The following is a 15,423-nucleotide window of genomic DNA, read 5'->3' as shown; positions in this document are numbered from 1 at the left end:
GTGAATCTGGCGGGACCACCCGCTAAGCCTAAATATTCCCTGGTGACCGATAGCGGATAGTACCGTGAGGGAATGGTGAAAAGTACCGCGGGAGCGGAGTGAAATAGTACCTGAAACCGTGTGCCTACAAGCCGTGGGAGCGTCGGATGCCAAGCTTGCTTGGTGTCTCGTGACTGCGTGCCTTTTGAAGAATGAGCCTGCGAGTTAGCGGTGTGTAGCGAGGTTAACCCGTGTGGGGAAGCCGTAGCGAAAGCGAGTCCGAACAGGGCGATTGAGTTGCACGCTCTAGACCCGAAGCGGAGTGATCTAGCCATGGGCAGGTTGAAGCGGAGGTAAGACTTCGTGGAGGACCGAACCCACCAGGGTTGAAAACCTGGGGGATGACCTGTGGTTAGGGGTGAAAGGCCAATCAAACTCCGTGATAGCTGGTTCTCCCCGAAATGCATTTAGGTGCAGCGTCGTGTGTTTCTTGCCGGAGGTAGAGCACTGGATAGGCGATGGGCCCTACCGGGTTACTGACCTTAGCCAAACTCCGAATGCCGGTAAGTGAGAGCACGGCAGTGAGACTGTGGGGGATAAGCTCCATGGTCGAGAGGGAAACAGCCCAGAGCATCGACTAAGGCCCCTAAGCGTACGCTAAGTGGGAAAGGATGTGGAGTCGCAGAGACAACCAGGAGGTTGGCTTAGAAGCAGCCACCCTTGAAAGAGTGCGTAATAGCTCACTGGTCAAGTGATTCCGCGCCGACAATGTAGCGGGGCTCAAGCGTACCGCCGAAGTCGTGTCATTGCAGCAATAGGGCCAACGCCCGCTGTGATGGGTAGGGGAGCGTCGTGTGCCGGGTGAAGCAGCGCCGGAAGGCAGTTGTGGACGGTTCACGAGTGAGAATGCAGGCATGAGTAGCGATACACACGTGAGAAACGTGTGCGCCGATTGACTAAGGGTTCCTGGGTCAAGCTGATCTGCCCAGGGTAAGTCGGGACCTAAGGCGAGGCCGACAGGCGTAGTCGATGGACAACCGGTTGATATTCCGGTACCCGCTTTGAAACGCCCAATATCGAGCCCATTAATGCTAAGGCCGTGAAGCCGTTCCGGACCCTTCGGGGAAAGGAAAGTGGTGGAGCCGCTGATCCAAGGTGGTAGTAGGTAAGCGATGGGGTGACGCAGGAAGGTAGTCCAGCCCGGGCGGTGGTTGTCCCGGGGTAAGGGTGTAGGCCGAGGGGTAGGCAAATCCGTCCCTCATATAAGGCTGAGACCTGATGCCGAGCCGATTGTGGTGAAGTGGATGATCCTATGCTGTCGAGAAAAGCCTCTAGCGAGTTTCATGGCGGCCCGTACCCTAAACCGACTCAGGTGGTCAGGTAGAGAATACCGAGGCGTTCGGGTGAACTATGGTTAAGGAACTCGGCAAAATGCCCCCGTAACTTCGGGAGAAGGGGGGCCATCACTGGTGATCGGATTTACTCCGTGAGCTGGGGGTGGCCGCAGAGACCAGCGAGAAGCGACTGTTTACTAAAAACACAGGTCCGTGCGAAGCCGTAAGGCGATGTATACGGACTGACGCCTGCCCGGTGCTGGAACGTTAAGGGGACCGGTTAGTGACCTTTCGGGGTTGCGAAGCTGAGAACTTAAGCGCCAGTAAACGGCGGTGGTAACTATAACCATCCTAAGGTAGCGAAATTCCTTGTCGGGTAAGTTCCGACCTGCACGAATGGCGTAACGACTTCTCGACTGTCTCAACCATAGGCCCGGTGAAATTGCACTACGAGTAAAGATGCTCGTTTCGCGCAGCAGGACGGAAAGACCCCGGGACCTTTACTACAGTTTGATATTGGTGTTCGGTTCGGCTTGTGTAGGATAGGTGGGAGACTTTGAAGCCGTGACGCCAGTCATGGTGGAGTCGCCGTTGAAATACCACTCTGGTCGTGCTGGATGTCTAACCTCGGTCCGTGATCCGGATCAGGGACAGTGTCTGATGGGTAGTTTAACTGGGGCGGTTGCCTCCCAAAGGGTAACGGAGGCGCCCAAAGGTTCCCTCAGCCTGGTTGGCAATCAGGTGTTGAGTGTAAGTGCACAAGGGAGCTTGACTGTGAGACCGACGGGTCGAGCAGGGACGAAAGTCGGGACTAGTGATCCGGCGGTGGCTTGTGGAAGCGCCGTCGCTCAACGGATAAAAGGTACCCCGGGGATAACAGGCTGATCTTCCCCAAGAGTCCATATCGACGGGATGGTTTGGCACCTCGATGTCGGCTCGTCGCATCCTGGGGCTGGAGTCGGTCCCAAGGGTTGGGCTGTTCGCCCATTAAAGCGGTACGCGAGCTGGGTTTAGAACGTCGTGAGACAGTTCGGTCCCTATCCGCTGTGCGCGTAGGAATATTGAGAAGGGCTGTCCCTAGTACGAGAGGACCGGGACGGACGAACCTCTGGTGTGCCAGTTGTCCTGCCAAGGGCATGGCTGGTTGGCTACGTTCGGGAGGGATAACCGCTGAAAGCATCTAAGCGGGAAGCCTGCTTCAAGATGAGTATTCCCACCTCCTTGAGAGGGTAAGGCTCCCAGTAGACGACTGGGTTGATAGGCCAGATGTGGAAGCCCGGTAACGGGTGGAGCTGACTGGTACTAATAGGCCGAGGGCTTGTCCTCAGTTGCTCGCGTCCACTGTGTTAGTTCTGAAGTAACGACCGTGTTGTTGCCCGGTTGACATCTTCATAGTGTTTCGGTGGTCATAGCGTTAGGGAAACGCCCGGTTACATTCCGAACCCGGAAGCTAAGCCTTTCAGCGCCGATGGTACTGCAGGGGGACCCTGTGGGAGAGTAGGACGCCGCCGAACAATCATTGTGGGAAAGCCCCGCACCGATCGAAAGATCCGGTGCGGGGCTTTTCTGCGTTTACGGCCCCTAAAGCGCCGGCGCGGTGGTGGAACCGCGCCGGCGGGGCTATAGGCGGCCGGCGGCTTTGAGGGAGAGGTAGGCGTCGGCCAGGGCTGGGGCCAGGGTGTCGGGGGTGGCGTCTACGACGTGGACACCGTGGCGGAACAGCTGGTCCGCGGTGTGGCGGCGCTGGGCTTGGGACTGGGTGCCGGCAGCGGCCTCGTACACCGCGTCAACCGAGCCGCGGGCCGCGGTCATCGCGGCCACGTGCGGGTCGGCGACCGAGGCGAGCAGAACCGTGTGGCGCTGGGTGAGACGGGGGAGGAGGGGGAGCAGGCCCTCTTCGATGGGGGCGGCGTCCAGACTCGTCAGAAGGACCACCAGGGACCGGCGCGGGGCGTTCCGGAGGATGGTGGACACCAGGGTGCGGGCGTCCGTCTCGACCAGTTCGGGTTCGAGGGGGGCCATGGCGTTCACGAAAGCGGCCAGGATCTCGCCCGGCGGGCGGCCTTGGACCTGCGCGCGGGTGCGGCGGTCGTGGGCCAGCAGGTCCACGCGGTCCCCGGCGCGGGTGGCCAGGGCAGTGAGGAGCAGGGCGGCGTCCATCGACGCGTCCAGGCGGGGGGCGTCTCCGACCCGGCCGGCCGAGGTGCGGCCGGTGTCCAGGCAGATCAGGATGTGCCGGTCGCGTTCTGGGCGCCAGGTGCGGACCGCGACCTTGTGCTGGCGGGCGGTGGCCCGCCAGTCGATGGAGCGTGTGTCGTCACCGGGTACGTAGTCGCGGAGGCTGTCGAATTCGGTGCCTTCGCCGCGGGTGAGCACGCTCGTACGGCCGTCCAGTTCGCGCAGCCGGGCCAGGCGGGACGGGAGGTGCTTGCGGCTGGTGAAGGGCGGCAGGACCCGGACCGTCCAGGGGACGGAGTGCGAGCCCTGGCGGGCCCAGAGGCCCAGCGGCCCGTACGAGCGGATGGTGACCCGGTCCGCGGTGCGGTCGCCGCGGCGGGCGGGGTGCAGGAGGGTGGTCAGGCGGCGGCGTTCGCCGGGCGGGATGTCGAGCCGGTGCCGGGAGGCCGCCGGTTCGGTGCCCGGCTGCCAGCTGCTGGGCGGCCAGGCGTCGCGGAGCCGGGCACGGAGCGTACGGGGGCCCGGGTTGGTGAGGGTCAGGTGGACGTCCGCGGTGTCGCCCAGCCGGACCGAGGTGTCTCCGGAGCGGGTCAGCCGGAGCGTACGGACCGGGGCCGCGAGGGCGCAGTCCGCCGCGCAGGCCAGGGTGAGAAAGCCGTTGACGGCCAGGATCCCCGTCCAGCTGGGTTCGAGGATGCCGACCGGGATGCTGCCGAGGGCCGCGAGCAGGGCGGCGCGTCCGGTGACGCCCATCAGCGGGGGACGGGGACGTGGGACAGGATCGCGGTGAGGACGGAGTCGGCGGTGACCCCTTCCATTTCCGCCTCCGGCCGCAGCTGGACCCGGTGGCGGAGGGTGGGCAGGGCGAGGGCCTTGACGTCGTCGGGGGTGACGTAGTCGCGTCCGGTCAGCCAGGCCCAGGCGCGGGAGGTGGCGAGGAGCGCGGTGGCGCCGCGCGGGGAGACGCCCAGGGTGAGGGAGGGCGATTCGCGGGTGGCGCGGCAGATGTCGACGACGTACCCGGTGATGTCCGGGGAGACGGAGACGCGGGCCACGGCCTCGCGGGCCGCTTCGAGGTCGGCGGGCCCGGCGACCGGGCGTACGCCGGCGGCCTTGAGGTCGCGGGGGTTGAAGCCGGCGGCGTGCCGGGTCAGGACGCCGATCTCGTCCTCGCGGGAGGGGAGAGGGACCGTCAGTTTGAGGAGGAAGCGGTCGAGTTGGGCTTCGGGGAGGGGGTAGGTGCCTTCGTACTCGACGGGGTTCTGGGTGGCTGCGACCAGGAAGGGGTCGGGCAGCGGGCGCGGGGTGCCGTCGACCGTGACCTGACGCTCTTCCATCGCTTCGAGGAGGGAGGACTGGGTCTTGGGCGGGGTCCGGTTGATCTCGTCCGCGAGGAGGAGGTTGGTGAAGACCGGACCGTTCTGGAAGGAGAACTCGGCGGTGCGGGCGTCGTAGACGAGGGAGCCGGTGACGTCGGACGGCATCAGGTCGGGGGTGAACTGCACGCGCTTGGTGTCGAGTTCGAGGGAGGCCGCGAGGGCCCGTACGAGCAGGGTCTTGGCGACGCCGGGGACGCCTTCGAGGAGGACGTGGCCGCGGCAGAGCAGCGCGACGACGAGACCGGTGACGGCGGAGTCCTGGCCGACCACGGCCTTGCCGATTTCGGTGCGGAGCGCTTCGAGGGAAGCGCGGGCGCGGTCCGCCGAGGCGGCGGACTCGGTGGTCGGGGACGTCATGAGGAGCGGACCTCTCTTTCGAGGGCGTCGAGGTGGTCGGTGAGCGCGACGAGTGCCGCGTCGTCGGCAGGAGTGCTGCCGAAGAGGAGCCAGGACGGCTCCCGGGCCGGATTCCGGGCCGGATGTGTGGTCAGATCCGTGGCAGGTGCCTGGATTTGGGGTGGGTGGGCCGGGCCGGTGGTTGCCGCGGAGACGGCGGGCAGCAGGACGGCCGGGTCGTGTGCTTGGGCGGGCGGTACGCCGAGCAGTGCGGCCAGGCGTTCGCGCGCCGCGGCGCGCAGCACGGTGGCGGCGCGGTCGCGGGCGTCGGCCTTGCGGTAGAGGCGGGCGCGGCCCTCGGCGGCTTCGGAGGCGCGGATCACCACCGGGAGGTTCTCGGTGACCAGCGGGCCCAGGCGTCGGCCGCGCCAGAGGGCGGCGAGGGCGGCGGCGACGGTGAGTTGGAGCAGGGCCCAGCTCCAGCCGGCCGGGATGAGCTCGACGAAGCCCTTTTCCTCGACCCCGCCGGACTCGGCGAGTTCGGCGACGGAGGGCAGGTACCAGACGAGCTGCGGCCGGGTGCCGAGGAGTTGCAGGGCGAGGGAGGCGTTGCCTTCCCTGGCGAGGGTTTCGTTGTGGAGCGGGGCGGTGCTGCCGAGGAGGACGGTGTCGCCGCCGGCGGTGCCGGGGAGGAGCAGCAGGGTGGGCCGGCCACCGTCCGGGTAGCAGCCGGTGGCCGCCGGGTTGACGGTGTGGTAGCGGAGGTCGCCGCCGGTCATGGCGCGGCCCGCGGAGAGGGCGGCGGGCAGGGTGCAGTCCGGGTCGCGGACTTCGGCGCCGGTGCTCATGCGGGAGTCGACCCCGGGGGTGAGGGCGCGGGTGGCGTCGTCGTCCGGGGCGAGCAGGACGGTGCGACCGCCGGAGAGGTCCATGGCGGTGCGGAGGATGCTGTGCTGGGCGGGGCCGAGCAGCGCGGGGTCGGCGACGAGGAGCGTGGTGTCGGGTCCGGCGGCGTCGGCGGCCTCCTGAGTGGAGGTCACGACCCGGGTGCTGACCCCGCGTTCGGCGAGGAGTTCGGCGAGGGCGCGGCTGCCGAGGGGGTCGGGGGAGCGGGGGTCGAGGGCGCCGTGGCGGGTGCCGGAGCCGATGGCGGCCAGGGCGACTCCGGCGACGAGGAGGATGCCGAGGGCGAGCAGGAATCCGCGGGACCGCCGCCATACCTCTGCGGGGCTGGGGGCGGTGGAGGTGCCGGCCGGTGCGGTCGGCGCAGTCGGGGTGGCCGGGGCGGGCGGGGTGGCCGGGGCGGTCATGAGCTGCCCTCCGAGGGGCCGGCGGGTCCGGTCGGACCGGGTGCGGCGGCTCCGGTGGCTCCGGCGGCTGCCAGGGCGGGCCTGGTGCGTTCGACGGCGAGGTCGAGCTCCTGGAGCCGGGCGTACATCGCCTGGTCGGCGGTCCGGCCGCCGTAGGTGACGTCGTCGAAGATGCGGGCGGCGGTGCGCAGGTCCGCGGCGTGGGCCGGCAGCGGGACCGCGGCTTCGGCGGCGGCCTCGTCGGCGGTGCGGCCGGGGCGGGGGTCCAGCAGGGTGCGTTCCTCCAGGGACTGCACGAGGGCGCGCATCCGGTCCTGGACGGCTTCGGTCCAGCGGCCCGCGGCGGCGTGCGCCTCGGCGGCGGCCCGGTGTTCGGCGGCGCTGCGGGCGCGTTCGTCGAAGAGGGTGCCGGTGCTGCCGAGGACCCGTTGGGGGGTGCCGAGCCGCCACCACAGCAGGCCGACGGCCAGGACGACCAGCAGGATGATCACGACGATGCCCAGCGTGCCTCCGGGGGTTGCCCCGGAGGCCGCGCCGAACAGCTCGTCGACCCACTCGAAGAACTTCCGCATGGCCCGGTCGAGCAGGCTGGGGTCGTTCTCGTGGTACATCGGCTTGGACAGTTCGCGTTCGGCGGCCTCGCGGGCCGCGTCGCGCGGTGTGGTCACCGGCGGTGTCGCGCCGATGGGCAGGACCGCCGTGGCCCCGGTGTCCCACATGCCCCCCGTGCCGGTCACCGCATCAGCCCCCGGCCGGCGGCCGGTTGCCGCCGTGGGCGTCGCCCTGGCTGCCGCTGTCGCCGTAGTTCTCGACGCCGGCGGCGCGGGCGAGTTCAAGGTCCAGGGCCTCGCGGCGGATCCGCTGGTCGATGTACAGCAGGACGGTGACACCGGCCTGCATCGGCAGCACGATGGTCAGGGCGATGACCCCGCCGATGCCCGCGATGATCAGGTAGGGCCAGCTGCCCACGGCGGTTCCCTCGAGGAAGCCGGAGGCGCCTTCGCTGGTGAAGAGGCTGCCGATGAAGGCGAACACGGCGACGATCGTGCCGCCCACGAACCCGGTGATCACATTGGTGAGGACCGAGATGCCGAAGATCCGCCACCAGGAGCCGCCGACCAGCTTCGAGGAGCGGCGCAGGGACTGGGGGATGGAGCCCCGCTCCAGCATCAGGGCGGGGGAGGCCAGGGCGAACTTGATCCACAGCCAGGCGATGAGGCCGAGGGCGACGATCAGGCCGAAGACGATCAGGCCGGTGCTGTCGGCGGCGAGGCCGGGCAGCATCAGCACGGCGGCGACCACGAGGGCGCCGACGGTCAGCAGCAGGGCCAGGCCCGCCAGCTTGAGCAGCTGGGGGCGGGCTCCGCGCCAGGCCTGGCCGATGCTGGAGGCCTGGCCGAGCACCGCCCGGCTGAAGATCATCGTGAGGATGGCGGTGACGATCACGGAGCCGACGAGCTGGATGAAGCTGTCGGTCAGGGTGACCACCATGGTGCCGCCGAGGGAGTCGAGGACCTCCTCGGGGGTGGCGTCCTCGTCCGGCACGACCATGAACTCGGACAGCACGGTGCGCTGCAGGGTCAGGCTGATCAGCTGGATGATGACGGCCACGGCCATGGTGATGGGCAGCACCGAGCGCCAGTGGGTGCGCATGGTGGTGACGGCGCCGTCCAGGATCTCGCCGACGCCGAGCGGGCGCAGCGGGATCACTCCGGGCTTGGCCGCGGGGGGCTTGCCCCAGCCGCCGGGGCCGCCGGGCGTGCCGTACGGACCGGCGTACGGGGGCCGGCCGGGCTGTTGTCCGTACGAGCCCCAGCCCGTGCCGGGCTGCGGGGCGGCCGGTGGCGGGGTCTGGCCGGTGCCCGGGTTGGACCACTGGCCGGGCGGCGGCTGCTCGGCCGACCACTTCGGCTTCGCGTCCGCGTTCGAGTCCGGGTCCGGCTTCGAGGCCGGGTTGGCGTCGGGCCGCTCCGACGGGGTGGGCTGCGGACCGGCCGCCGGCTTTTCGCCGTCGGACGGGTCGGATCCGGGCGAGGCCCAGCCCGGAGAGTCGTTCATCGTCGCTCCTTCAGGGGTGCCCGTGCGTCGCAGCCACCGGTCGTCGGTCGTCAATCGTTGATCATGGGCAGCCGATCGCCTGTCGCTGATGGCCGCCCTGTTGCCATCGTGTCATGGGTGATCTCCGAGGGGACCGGCCGTCCCCCGCAAATTCTGGCCGCTGTCCCGGTTCCGCGCACGCCTTCACGGCCGCTTCACGGCCGGTTCATGGCCGCCCGCCGAGGCGGCAGACTGGACGACCGGATCACCGGACCTCCCCTGTGTGCCAGCTCACGCCGGGTCACGATTGGCTAATGGGATGATGTCAACCATGAAGGGACGCGTCCTTGTCGTCGACGACGACACCGCGCTGGCCGAGATGCTCGGCATTGTGCTGCGTGGAGAAGGTTTCGAGCCGTCGTTCGTCGCGGACGGCGACAAGGCCCTGGCTGCCTTTCGCGAGGCCAAGCCGGACCTGGTGCTGCTGGATCTCATGTTGCCCGGAAGGGACGGCATAGAGGTCTGTCGGCTGATCCGCGCCGAATCAGGCGTGCCAATTGTCATGCTCACCGCCAAGAGCGACACGGTCGACGTGGTGGTGGGCCTGGAGTCGGGGGCCGACGACTACATCGTCAAGCCGTTCAAGCCCAAGGAGCTGGTCGCCCGTATCCGGGCCCGACTGCGGCGCTCCGAGGAGCCCGCGCCCGAGCAGCTGGCCATCGGTGACCTGGTCATCGACGTGGCCGGGCACTCGGTCAAGCGGGACGGGGCATCGATCGCGCTGACCCCGCTGGAGTTCGACCTGCTGGTCGCCCTCGCCCGCAAGCCCTGGCAGGTGTTCACCCGCGAGGTGCTGCTGGAGCAGGTCTGGGGCTACCGGCACGCGGCCGACACCCGGCTGGTCAACGTGCACGTGCAGCGGCTGCGCTCCAAGGTCGAGAAGGACCCGGAGCGCCCCGAGATCGTGGTGACGGTCCGCGGCGTGGGCTACAAGGCCGGACCGAGCTGACCATGACCCCCGGCAGGTCCCCGCGGGCCGGCCGGCTGCTCCAGGACGGGGCGCCCGGCAGCCCCGTACTGCGGCTCTTCGCGCGACTGGCGCGCCGGCCGCTGCTTCCTGCTGTCCGGCTGTGGCGGCGGAACATCCAGCTCAGGGTGGTCGCCGCCACCCTGCTGATGTCGCTCGGCGTGGTCCTGCTGCTCGGCTTCGTCGTCATCGGCCAGGTCAGCAACGGGCTCCTCGACGCCAAGCAGGAGGCCGCGCAGAGCCAGGCCGCGGGCGGGTTCGCGGTCGCCCAGGAGAAGGCGAACGCCCCGGCCGCGGTGGACGGGCAGGAGCCCGCGAGCGTCGACAACAACGTCGGCCGGGACGCCAGCACCTGGATGAACGGGCTGGTCAAGCAGCTCGCCAGTGGTGGCCAGACCGCCTTCGAGGTGGTTGCCCTGGGCGCCGGAGAAGGCGACCAGGGCACCGGAGGCGTGCGCGGAGCGCGGGCCTCCGGCGAGGTCGACCCCGTGGCGAGCGTTCCCGCGGACCTCCGGGAGGCCGTGGACACCAAGGTCGGAGCCCACCAGACGTTCTCGAAGATCCACTACGGCACGCCGAACACCCCGGCCGAGCCGGCGCTGGTGATCGGCAAGCGGCTGACCGACATCAACGGCGAGCCGTACCAGCTGTACTACCTCTTCCCGCTCACCCAGGAGGAGGAATCCCTCACCCTGGTCAAGGGCACCATCGCCACGGCCGGCCTGTTCGTGGTCGTCCTGCTGGGCGCCATCGCCTGGCTCGTCGTACGCCAGGTGGTCACCCCGGTGCGGATGGCCGCCGGCATCGCCGAGAGGCTCTCCGCCGGGCGGCTGCAGGAACGGATGAAGGTCACCGGCGAGGACGACATCGCCCGGCTGGGCGAGGCCTTCAACAAGATGGCCCAGAACCTCCAGAACAAGATCCAGCAGCTGGAGGACCTCTCCCGGATGCAGCGGAGGTTCGTCTCCGACGTCTCGCACGAGCTGCGCACCCCGCTGACCACCGTACGGATGGCCGCCGACGTCATCCACGAGGCCCGCGTCGACTTCGACCCGATCACCGCCCGGTCCGCCGAACTGCTGGCCGGACAGCTCGACCGCTTCGAGTCGCTGCTCGCCGACCTGCTGGAGATCAGCCGGTTCGACGCGGGGGCGGCGGCCCTGGAGGCGGAGCCCATAGACCTGCGGGACGTCGTACGCCGGGTCATCGACGGCGCCGAGCCGCTGGCCGAACGCAAGGGCACCCGGATCCGGGTGCTCGGCGACACCCAGCCGGTGATCGCCGAAGCGGACTCCCGACGGGTCGAGCGGGTGCTGCGCAACCTGGTCGTCAACGCCGTGGAGCACGGCGAGGGCCGCGATGTCGTGGTCCGGCTCGCCTCGGCGGGCGGCGCGGTGGCGGTCGCCGTACGGGACTACGGCGTGGGCCTGAAGCCCGGCGAGGCCACCCGCGTCTTCAACCGGTTCTGGCGCGCCGACCCGGCCCGGGCCCGTACCACCGGCGGTACCGGCCTCGGCCTGTCCATCGCCGTCGAGGACGCCCGGCTGCACGGCGGCTGGCTGCAGGCCTGGGGCGAACCGGGCGGCGGCTCGCAGTTCCGGCTGACCCTGCCGCGTACCGCGGACGAACCGCTGCGCGGCTCCCCGATCCCGCTGGAGCCCGAGGACTCGCGCGCCAACCGGGCCAGGGCGGCGGCCGAGAAGGCCGCCGCGAAGGCGGCTGCGGCCTCCGCTGTAAACGGTGCGAAGGGTGCGAACGGTGCCGTGGGGCGGACGGGCGTCGGCGTCGGTGTCGGGGTCGGCATGGGTGTCGGCGGGCGGCCCGGCGGCACCGATCCGGCCGCGCCGGGCGGCGGCCCGGACCACCGTTCGCCGATACCGCCGCGACCTGCGGTGACCACGGCCGTGCCGGTCCCGGCCGACCCGACCGCGCTGCCGGGCAACGGAGCCCGGGTGGTGCCCCGGGCGCCCGGCTCGGGCGAGACCACCGAACGAGAGGCTGACCGCGGTGAAGGCTAGGCGGACGGACGGGGCCACGGCCGGGGCCACGGCGGTGCGGGCAGCGGCCCTGGGCGGGGCCGGCCTGCTGCTGGCCGGCTGCGCCTCCATGCCCACCCGCGGCGAGGTCCGCCCGGTGTCGGCCACCCAGGGCGCCGACTCGCAGGTCCGGGTGTACGGCGTGCCCCCGGCCCCCAATGCCAGCCCCTCGGAGATCGTCGGCGGCTTCCTGGAGGCCATGACCAGCGACGACCCGCAGCTGTCCACGGCCCGCCAGTACCTGACCGCCGAGGCCGCGAAGAGCTGGAAGCCCGGCTCCAAGGTGACCGTGCTGTCCTCCGGACTCGGCCGGTCACCCGAGAAGCCCGACAAGCTCGACAAGCAGCCCGAGGCCCCGCGCTTCAAGCTGACCGGCGACAAGGTCGCCACCGTCGACGAGCGCAACGCCTACCAGCCGGAACCCGGCGGGGTGCCGTTCGAGCAGCACCTCCAGCTGGTCCGGGAGGGCAACGAGTGGCGGATCTCCGAGCTGCCCGACGGGCTGGTGCTCAGCGAGTCCGACTTCCAGCGCATCTTCCTGCCGGTCAACAAGTACTACTTCGCCTCGGGCACCCTCGTCGCCGATCCCGTGTACGTGCGCCAGCGCACCGATCCGGACTCGCGCATGGACAAGACCACGCAGACCGTGCAGTCGCTGCTCGACGGGCCGTCCAAGTGGCTGGCCCCGGTCGTCAACTCCAGCTTCCCCACCGGCACGGCCCTCCGGGACGGCACCAAGTCCCTGTCCTACGACGCCCAGAACACCCTGCGGGTGCCGCTCAACAACAAGGCCGACAACGTCACCGAACCGCAGTGCCGGAAGATGGCCACCCAGCTGATGTACACCGTCCGGGACCTGACCTCCTCCAGGGTCGCCCGGGTCGAGCTGGTGCACTCCGACAACAAGTCGGTGCTGTGCGGGGTGGACGAGAGCCTGGCCGCCACCATCGCCAACCGGGTGCCGGCCGCCCGCCACCAGTACTACATCGACCAGCACAAACTGCTGCGCGTCAGCCTGCCCAGCGACCCCGAGCAGTCCTTCGAGCAGGCCGTTCCGGTCGGTGGCCCGCTGGCCGGCGCCCCGCAGCTGAAGGTGGGCACGGCGGCGATCGCGTACGAGGAGAAGCGCGCCGGGGTGGTCTCCGAGGACGGCCACTCCCTGTACACGGTGTCGCTGACCACCGGCGGGCCGCTGCCCGCGCCCGTGCAGACCAGCCGGGTCAAGGACGGCCTGTCCGCGCCCAGCTGGGATGGCCGGGGCGACCTCTGGGTCGCCGACCGGGACCCGCAGCATCAGGCGCTGTGGCGGATTCCGGGTGGTACCGGCACCCCGCAGCGGGTGGATGTGGCCGGGCTGGACGGGCGGCGCATCGAGGCGCTGCGGATCTCCTCGGACGGGGTGCGGATCGCGGTGCTCCTGTCCACGGGCGGTGCGCGCAAGGAGCTCTACGTCGGCCGGGTCGAGCGGCCCGAGGCGGCGGACGGCGGCAAGGTCTCGGTGCGCGAGCTGCGGCCCGCCGCCCCGCAGATGGCGGACGTGACGGCGATGAGCTGGGCGCCGCGGGGCCGGCTGCTGGTGGTCGGCCGGGAGAGCGAGGGCGTCATGCAGGCCCGCTACATGCAGGCCGACGGGTCGATGGTGGCGGGCAGCCTGCCCGGGGCCAATGGCCTGACCGACGTCGCCGCCTCCGAGGACGAGAAGCAGCCGGTGGTGGCCTACTCCGACGCCGACGGCATCGTCTGGCTGCCGCCGGGCGCCCAGTGGCGCACCGTCTCGGCGGGCGGCAGCGCCCCCGTGTACCCGGGCTGACCTGCGCTTTCTCTCGCGCCCGGGGGTTTTCCACAGGGGTCGCGGGGGGTGGGGCGGGTCCGGCACCGTGGAGTCATGCGCGGGTGGTGGCAGGAGCTCGTCGGGCTGGTCCTGCCGGTGGGCTGCGCCGGATGCGGGGAGGGTCGGATGCTGGTGTGCGAGGAGTGCAGGAAGGCGCTGGGCGGGGCGGAGGCGGGGCCTGTGCGGCCGGGGGCGCGCCCGCCCGGGCTGCCGGAGGTGTATGCAGCGGTCGGCTACCAGGGGGCCGTACGCGCCGTTCTGCTGGCCCACAAGGAGCGCGGGGAGCTCCCGCTGGCCCGACCGTTGGGGCGGGCGTTGGCCGCGGCGGTGCGGGAGGCCGTGGTGCGGGAGGGGGCTCCGAGCGGGCCGGGGGTGGTGCTGGTGCCGGTGCCCTCGGCGCGGCGGCAGGTGCGGGCCCGGGGGCACGATCCGGCCCGCAGGATCGCGCTGGCGGCCTCCGCGGAGCTGCGCCGGGGCGGGACTGCCGCGCGGGTGGCGCCCGTACTGCGGCAGCGGCGGGCGGTGGCGGACCAGTCGGGGCTGGGTTCGCGCCAACGGCGGGAGAACCTGGCGAGGGCGCTGGAGATATGCCGTGGCGGGGCGCGGGCGGCGGCCAGCGGGGCGCTGGTCCTGGTGGACGACCTGATCACCACCGGAGCGACGCTCGCGGAGGCGGCGCGGGCGGTTCGGGAGGCCGGGCTGCCGGTGGCTGCCGCCGCGGTGGTCGCGGCGCCGGCGGAGTCCTTCCAAGGCTTCGGGAGGGGCTCGGAATCCGGTCGGAGAATGCTCGGAAATCGTGCGGCGCCAAAAATCTTGTGAATAGATTTGGAACTGCCGGGGAACGCCCATCGTTGCAGGTAGTAAGAGGGAATGACCACTTGAACGGAGGTTCATCCCGGTAGCGGGTGCCGACAACCGTCCATCAGAGCTATGTTCGGTTGTAAGGAACTGGCGATCCTTGGGCGCCGACGCAGTCGGGACACGTGTGCAGGTCATGTGCAGGTGGTCTCTCGACTCCCGAAGTCGGTGGGGTGGTGATCTTGCCGATGGGGGAGGAGGAGGTGAAAGTCGCCAAGTCCGAGACTCCGGTGCTCACCGGAGTCTGGTGCAAGAGGGAGACGTCTCGCCCGACGAGGGGCGGGGCAATCCGGGAACGGAGTTCTGCGTGGACATCGTCGTCAAGGGCCGCAAGACCGAAGTGCCCGAGCGGTTCCGCAAGCACGTGGCCGAGAAGCTGAATCCGGAGCGGATCCAGAAGCTCGACGCCAAGGTGATCAGCCTGGACGTCGAGGTGTCCAAGGAGCACAACCCGCGCCAGGCCGACCGTTCCGACCGCGTGGAGATCACCCTTCGTTCGCGAGGCCCGGTGATCCGTGCCGAGGCGGCAGCCGCCGATGCGTATGCGGCGCTGGACCTGGCCCAGGACAAGCTCGAAGCCCGGCTGCGCAAGCAGCACGACAAGCGCCACACCCGCCGTGGAAACGGGCGGCTCTCGGCGGCCGAGGTTGCCGACGCCGTGCCGGACGCGGCACACCTGAACGGAAACGGAGAAATTGTCTCCGAGCAGCAGGCGGACGCGATCCCGACGACCCGGATCGGATCGATCGAAGTGCAGGGCGAAGGCCCCCTGATCGTCCGCGAGAAGACGCATGCAGCGGCACCCATGTCGCTGGACCAGGCTCTGTACGAGATGGAACTGGTCGGCCACGACTTCTACCTGTTCGTTGATTCCGAGACCAAGCAGCCCAGCGTCGTGTACCGGCGCCATGCCTATGACTACGGCGTCATCCACCTCAGCCCCGACGCCGCCACCTCCGGCGACGTGGAGGCCGGCGGCGCGGGCGGCGCGCTCGGCGGCTGACGGCCCGGCGCGGAAGACCGACGGTTACGTCCCATCGGTGCCCCCGCGGATCGCTCTGGCGACCTGCGGGGGCACCCGTATGAGCCAACCGGCCGAAAAGTGACCGGATGTCGGA

10 protein-coding genes and 2 rRNA genes (1 of these 12 only partly in view) are annotated in these 15,423 nt (G+C 70.0%); 7 read left to right on the top strand and 5 right to left on the bottom strand.

The genetic code is table 11. From position 1 onward, the window contains the following. Both DEJ50_RS12605 and rrf read left to right on the top strand, forming a co-directional pair. Window positions 1-2,639: ribosomal RNA gene (locus DEJ50_RS12605) — 23S ribosomal RNA — on the top strand (it extends 485 nt beyond the left edge of the window). A gap of 72 nt (window positions 2,640-2,711) precedes the next feature. Next, a 5S ribosomal RNA gene (gene rrf, locus DEJ50_RS12600) occupies window positions 2,712-2,827 on the top strand. 106 nt (window positions 2,828-2,933) lie between these two features. Here rrf and DEJ50_RS12595 read toward each other — a convergent pair. From DEJ50_RS12595 to DEJ50_RS12575, 5 genes are read right to left on the bottom strand one after another with little or no spacing between them, the layout of a single operon-like run. Beyond that, a complete protein-coding gene (locus tag DEJ50_RS12595) occupies window positions 2,934-4,244 on the bottom strand; it encodes a DUF58 domain-containing protein (RefSeq protein ID WP_150207942.1) in 1,311 nt (436 codons plus the stop codon). Next, window positions 4,244-5,227 (bottom strand): AAA family ATPase, encoded by a 984-nt coding sequence (locus DEJ50_RS12590; protein WP_150207940.1) that lies wholly within the window; start codon window positions 5,225-5,227, stop codon window positions 4,244-4,246. The genes DEJ50_RS12595 and DEJ50_RS12590 overlap by 1 nt, the downstream gene beginning before the upstream one ends. Further along, a complete protein-coding gene (locus tag DEJ50_RS12585) occupies window positions 5,224-6,516 on the bottom strand; it encodes a DUF4350 domain-containing protein (protein WP_150207938.1) in 1,293 nt (430 codons plus the stop codon). The genes DEJ50_RS12590 and DEJ50_RS12585 overlap by 4 nt, the downstream gene beginning before the upstream one ends. Beyond that, entirely contained in the window at window positions 6,513-7,253 is a 741-nt protein-coding gene (locus DEJ50_RS12580) for a DUF4129 domain-containing protein (protein ID WP_411757598.1), read from the bottom strand. The genes DEJ50_RS12585 and DEJ50_RS12580 overlap by 4 nt, the downstream gene beginning before the upstream one ends. Before the next feature lie 4 nt (window positions 7,254-7,257). Next, a complete protein-coding gene (locus DEJ50_RS12575) occupies window positions 7,258-8,574 on the bottom strand; it encodes a hypothetical protein (protein WP_150207936.1) in 1,317 nt (438 codons plus the stop codon). A 298-nt stretch (window positions 8,575-8,872) separates the two neighbouring features. Here DEJ50_RS12575 and mtrA point away from each other — a divergent pair, with 298 nt between their 5' ends. From mtrA to hpf, 5 genes are all read left to right on the top strand, one after another. Continuing rightward, window positions 8,873-9,562, top strand: coding sequence for a two-component system response regulator MtrA (mtrA, locus tag DEJ50_RS12570; RefSeq protein ID WP_189747360.1), 690 nt, complete (start codon window positions 8,873-8,875; stop codon window positions 9,560-9,562). A 2-nt stretch (window positions 9,563-9,564) separates the two neighbouring features. Further along, window positions 9,565-11,598 (top strand): MtrAB system histidine kinase MtrB, encoded by a 2,034-nt coding sequence (mtrB, locus tag DEJ50_RS12565; RefSeq protein ID WP_150207934.1) that lies wholly within the window; start codon window positions 9,565-9,567, stop codon window positions 11,596-11,598. Beyond that, window positions 11,588-13,426, top strand: coding sequence for an LpqB family beta-propeller domain-containing protein (locus tag DEJ50_RS12560; RefSeq protein WP_317852534.1), 1,839 nt, complete (start codon window positions 11,588-11,590; stop codon window positions 13,424-13,426). Before mtrB ends, DEJ50_RS12560 begins: the two co-directional genes overlap by 11 nt. A gap of 75 nt (window positions 13,427-13,501) precedes the next feature. Next, a complete protein-coding gene (locus DEJ50_RS12555; RefSeq protein WP_150207933.1) occupies window positions 13,502-14,266 on the top strand; it encodes a ComF family protein in 765 nt (254 codons plus the stop codon). Between the two features lie 346 nt (window positions 14,267-14,612). Then, window positions 14,613-15,308, top strand: a complete 696-nt coding sequence (hpf, locus tag DEJ50_RS12550) for a ribosome hibernation-promoting factor, HPF/YfiA family (protein WP_411757597.1) — start codon at window positions 14,613-14,615, stop codon at window positions 15,306-15,308. The last annotated feature ends 115 nt before the right edge of the window (window positions 15,309-15,423 follow it).

The sequence above is a fragment of the Streptomyces venezuelae genome (assembly GCF_008642295.1).
In the GTDB taxonomy this organism is placed as follows: Bacteria; Actinomycetota; Actinomycetes; order Streptomycetales; family Streptomycetaceae; genus Streptomyces; species Streptomyces venezuelae_C.
Note: the sequence above shows the minus strand (reverse complement) of the source record. Positions and strands in the feature narration are given on the sequence as shown.

Excerpts from the sequence above, each read along its gene's own strand:
- DEJ50_RS12595 (WP_150207942.1), bottom strand. The coding sequence starts at position 4,244 with ATGGGCGTCACCGGACGCGCCGCCCTGCTCGCGGCCCTCGGCAGCATC.
- DEJ50_RS12590 (WP_150207940.1), bottom strand. The coding sequence starts at position 5,227 with ATGACGTCCCCGACCACCGAGTCCGCCGCCTCGGCGGACCGCGCCCGC.
- DEJ50_RS12585 (WP_150207938.1), bottom strand. The coding sequence starts at position 6,516 with ATGACCGCCCCGGCCACCCCGCCCGCCCCGGCCACCCCGACTGCGCCG.
- DEJ50_RS12575 (WP_150207936.1), bottom strand. The coding sequence starts at position 8,574 with ATGAACGACTCTCCGGGCTGGGCCTCGCCCGGATCCGACCCGTCCGAC.
- mtrA (WP_189747360.1), top strand. The coding sequence starts at position 8,873 with ATGATGTCAACCATGAAGGGACGCGTCCTTGTCGTCGACGACGACACC.
- mtrB (WP_150207934.1), top strand. The coding sequence starts at position 9,565 with ATGACCCCCGGCAGGTCCCCGCGGGCCGGCCGGCTGCTCCAGGACGGG.
- DEJ50_RS12555 (WP_150207933.1), top strand. The coding sequence starts at position 13,502 with ATGCGCGGGTGGTGGCAGGAGCTCGTCGGGCTGGTCCTGCCGGTGGGC.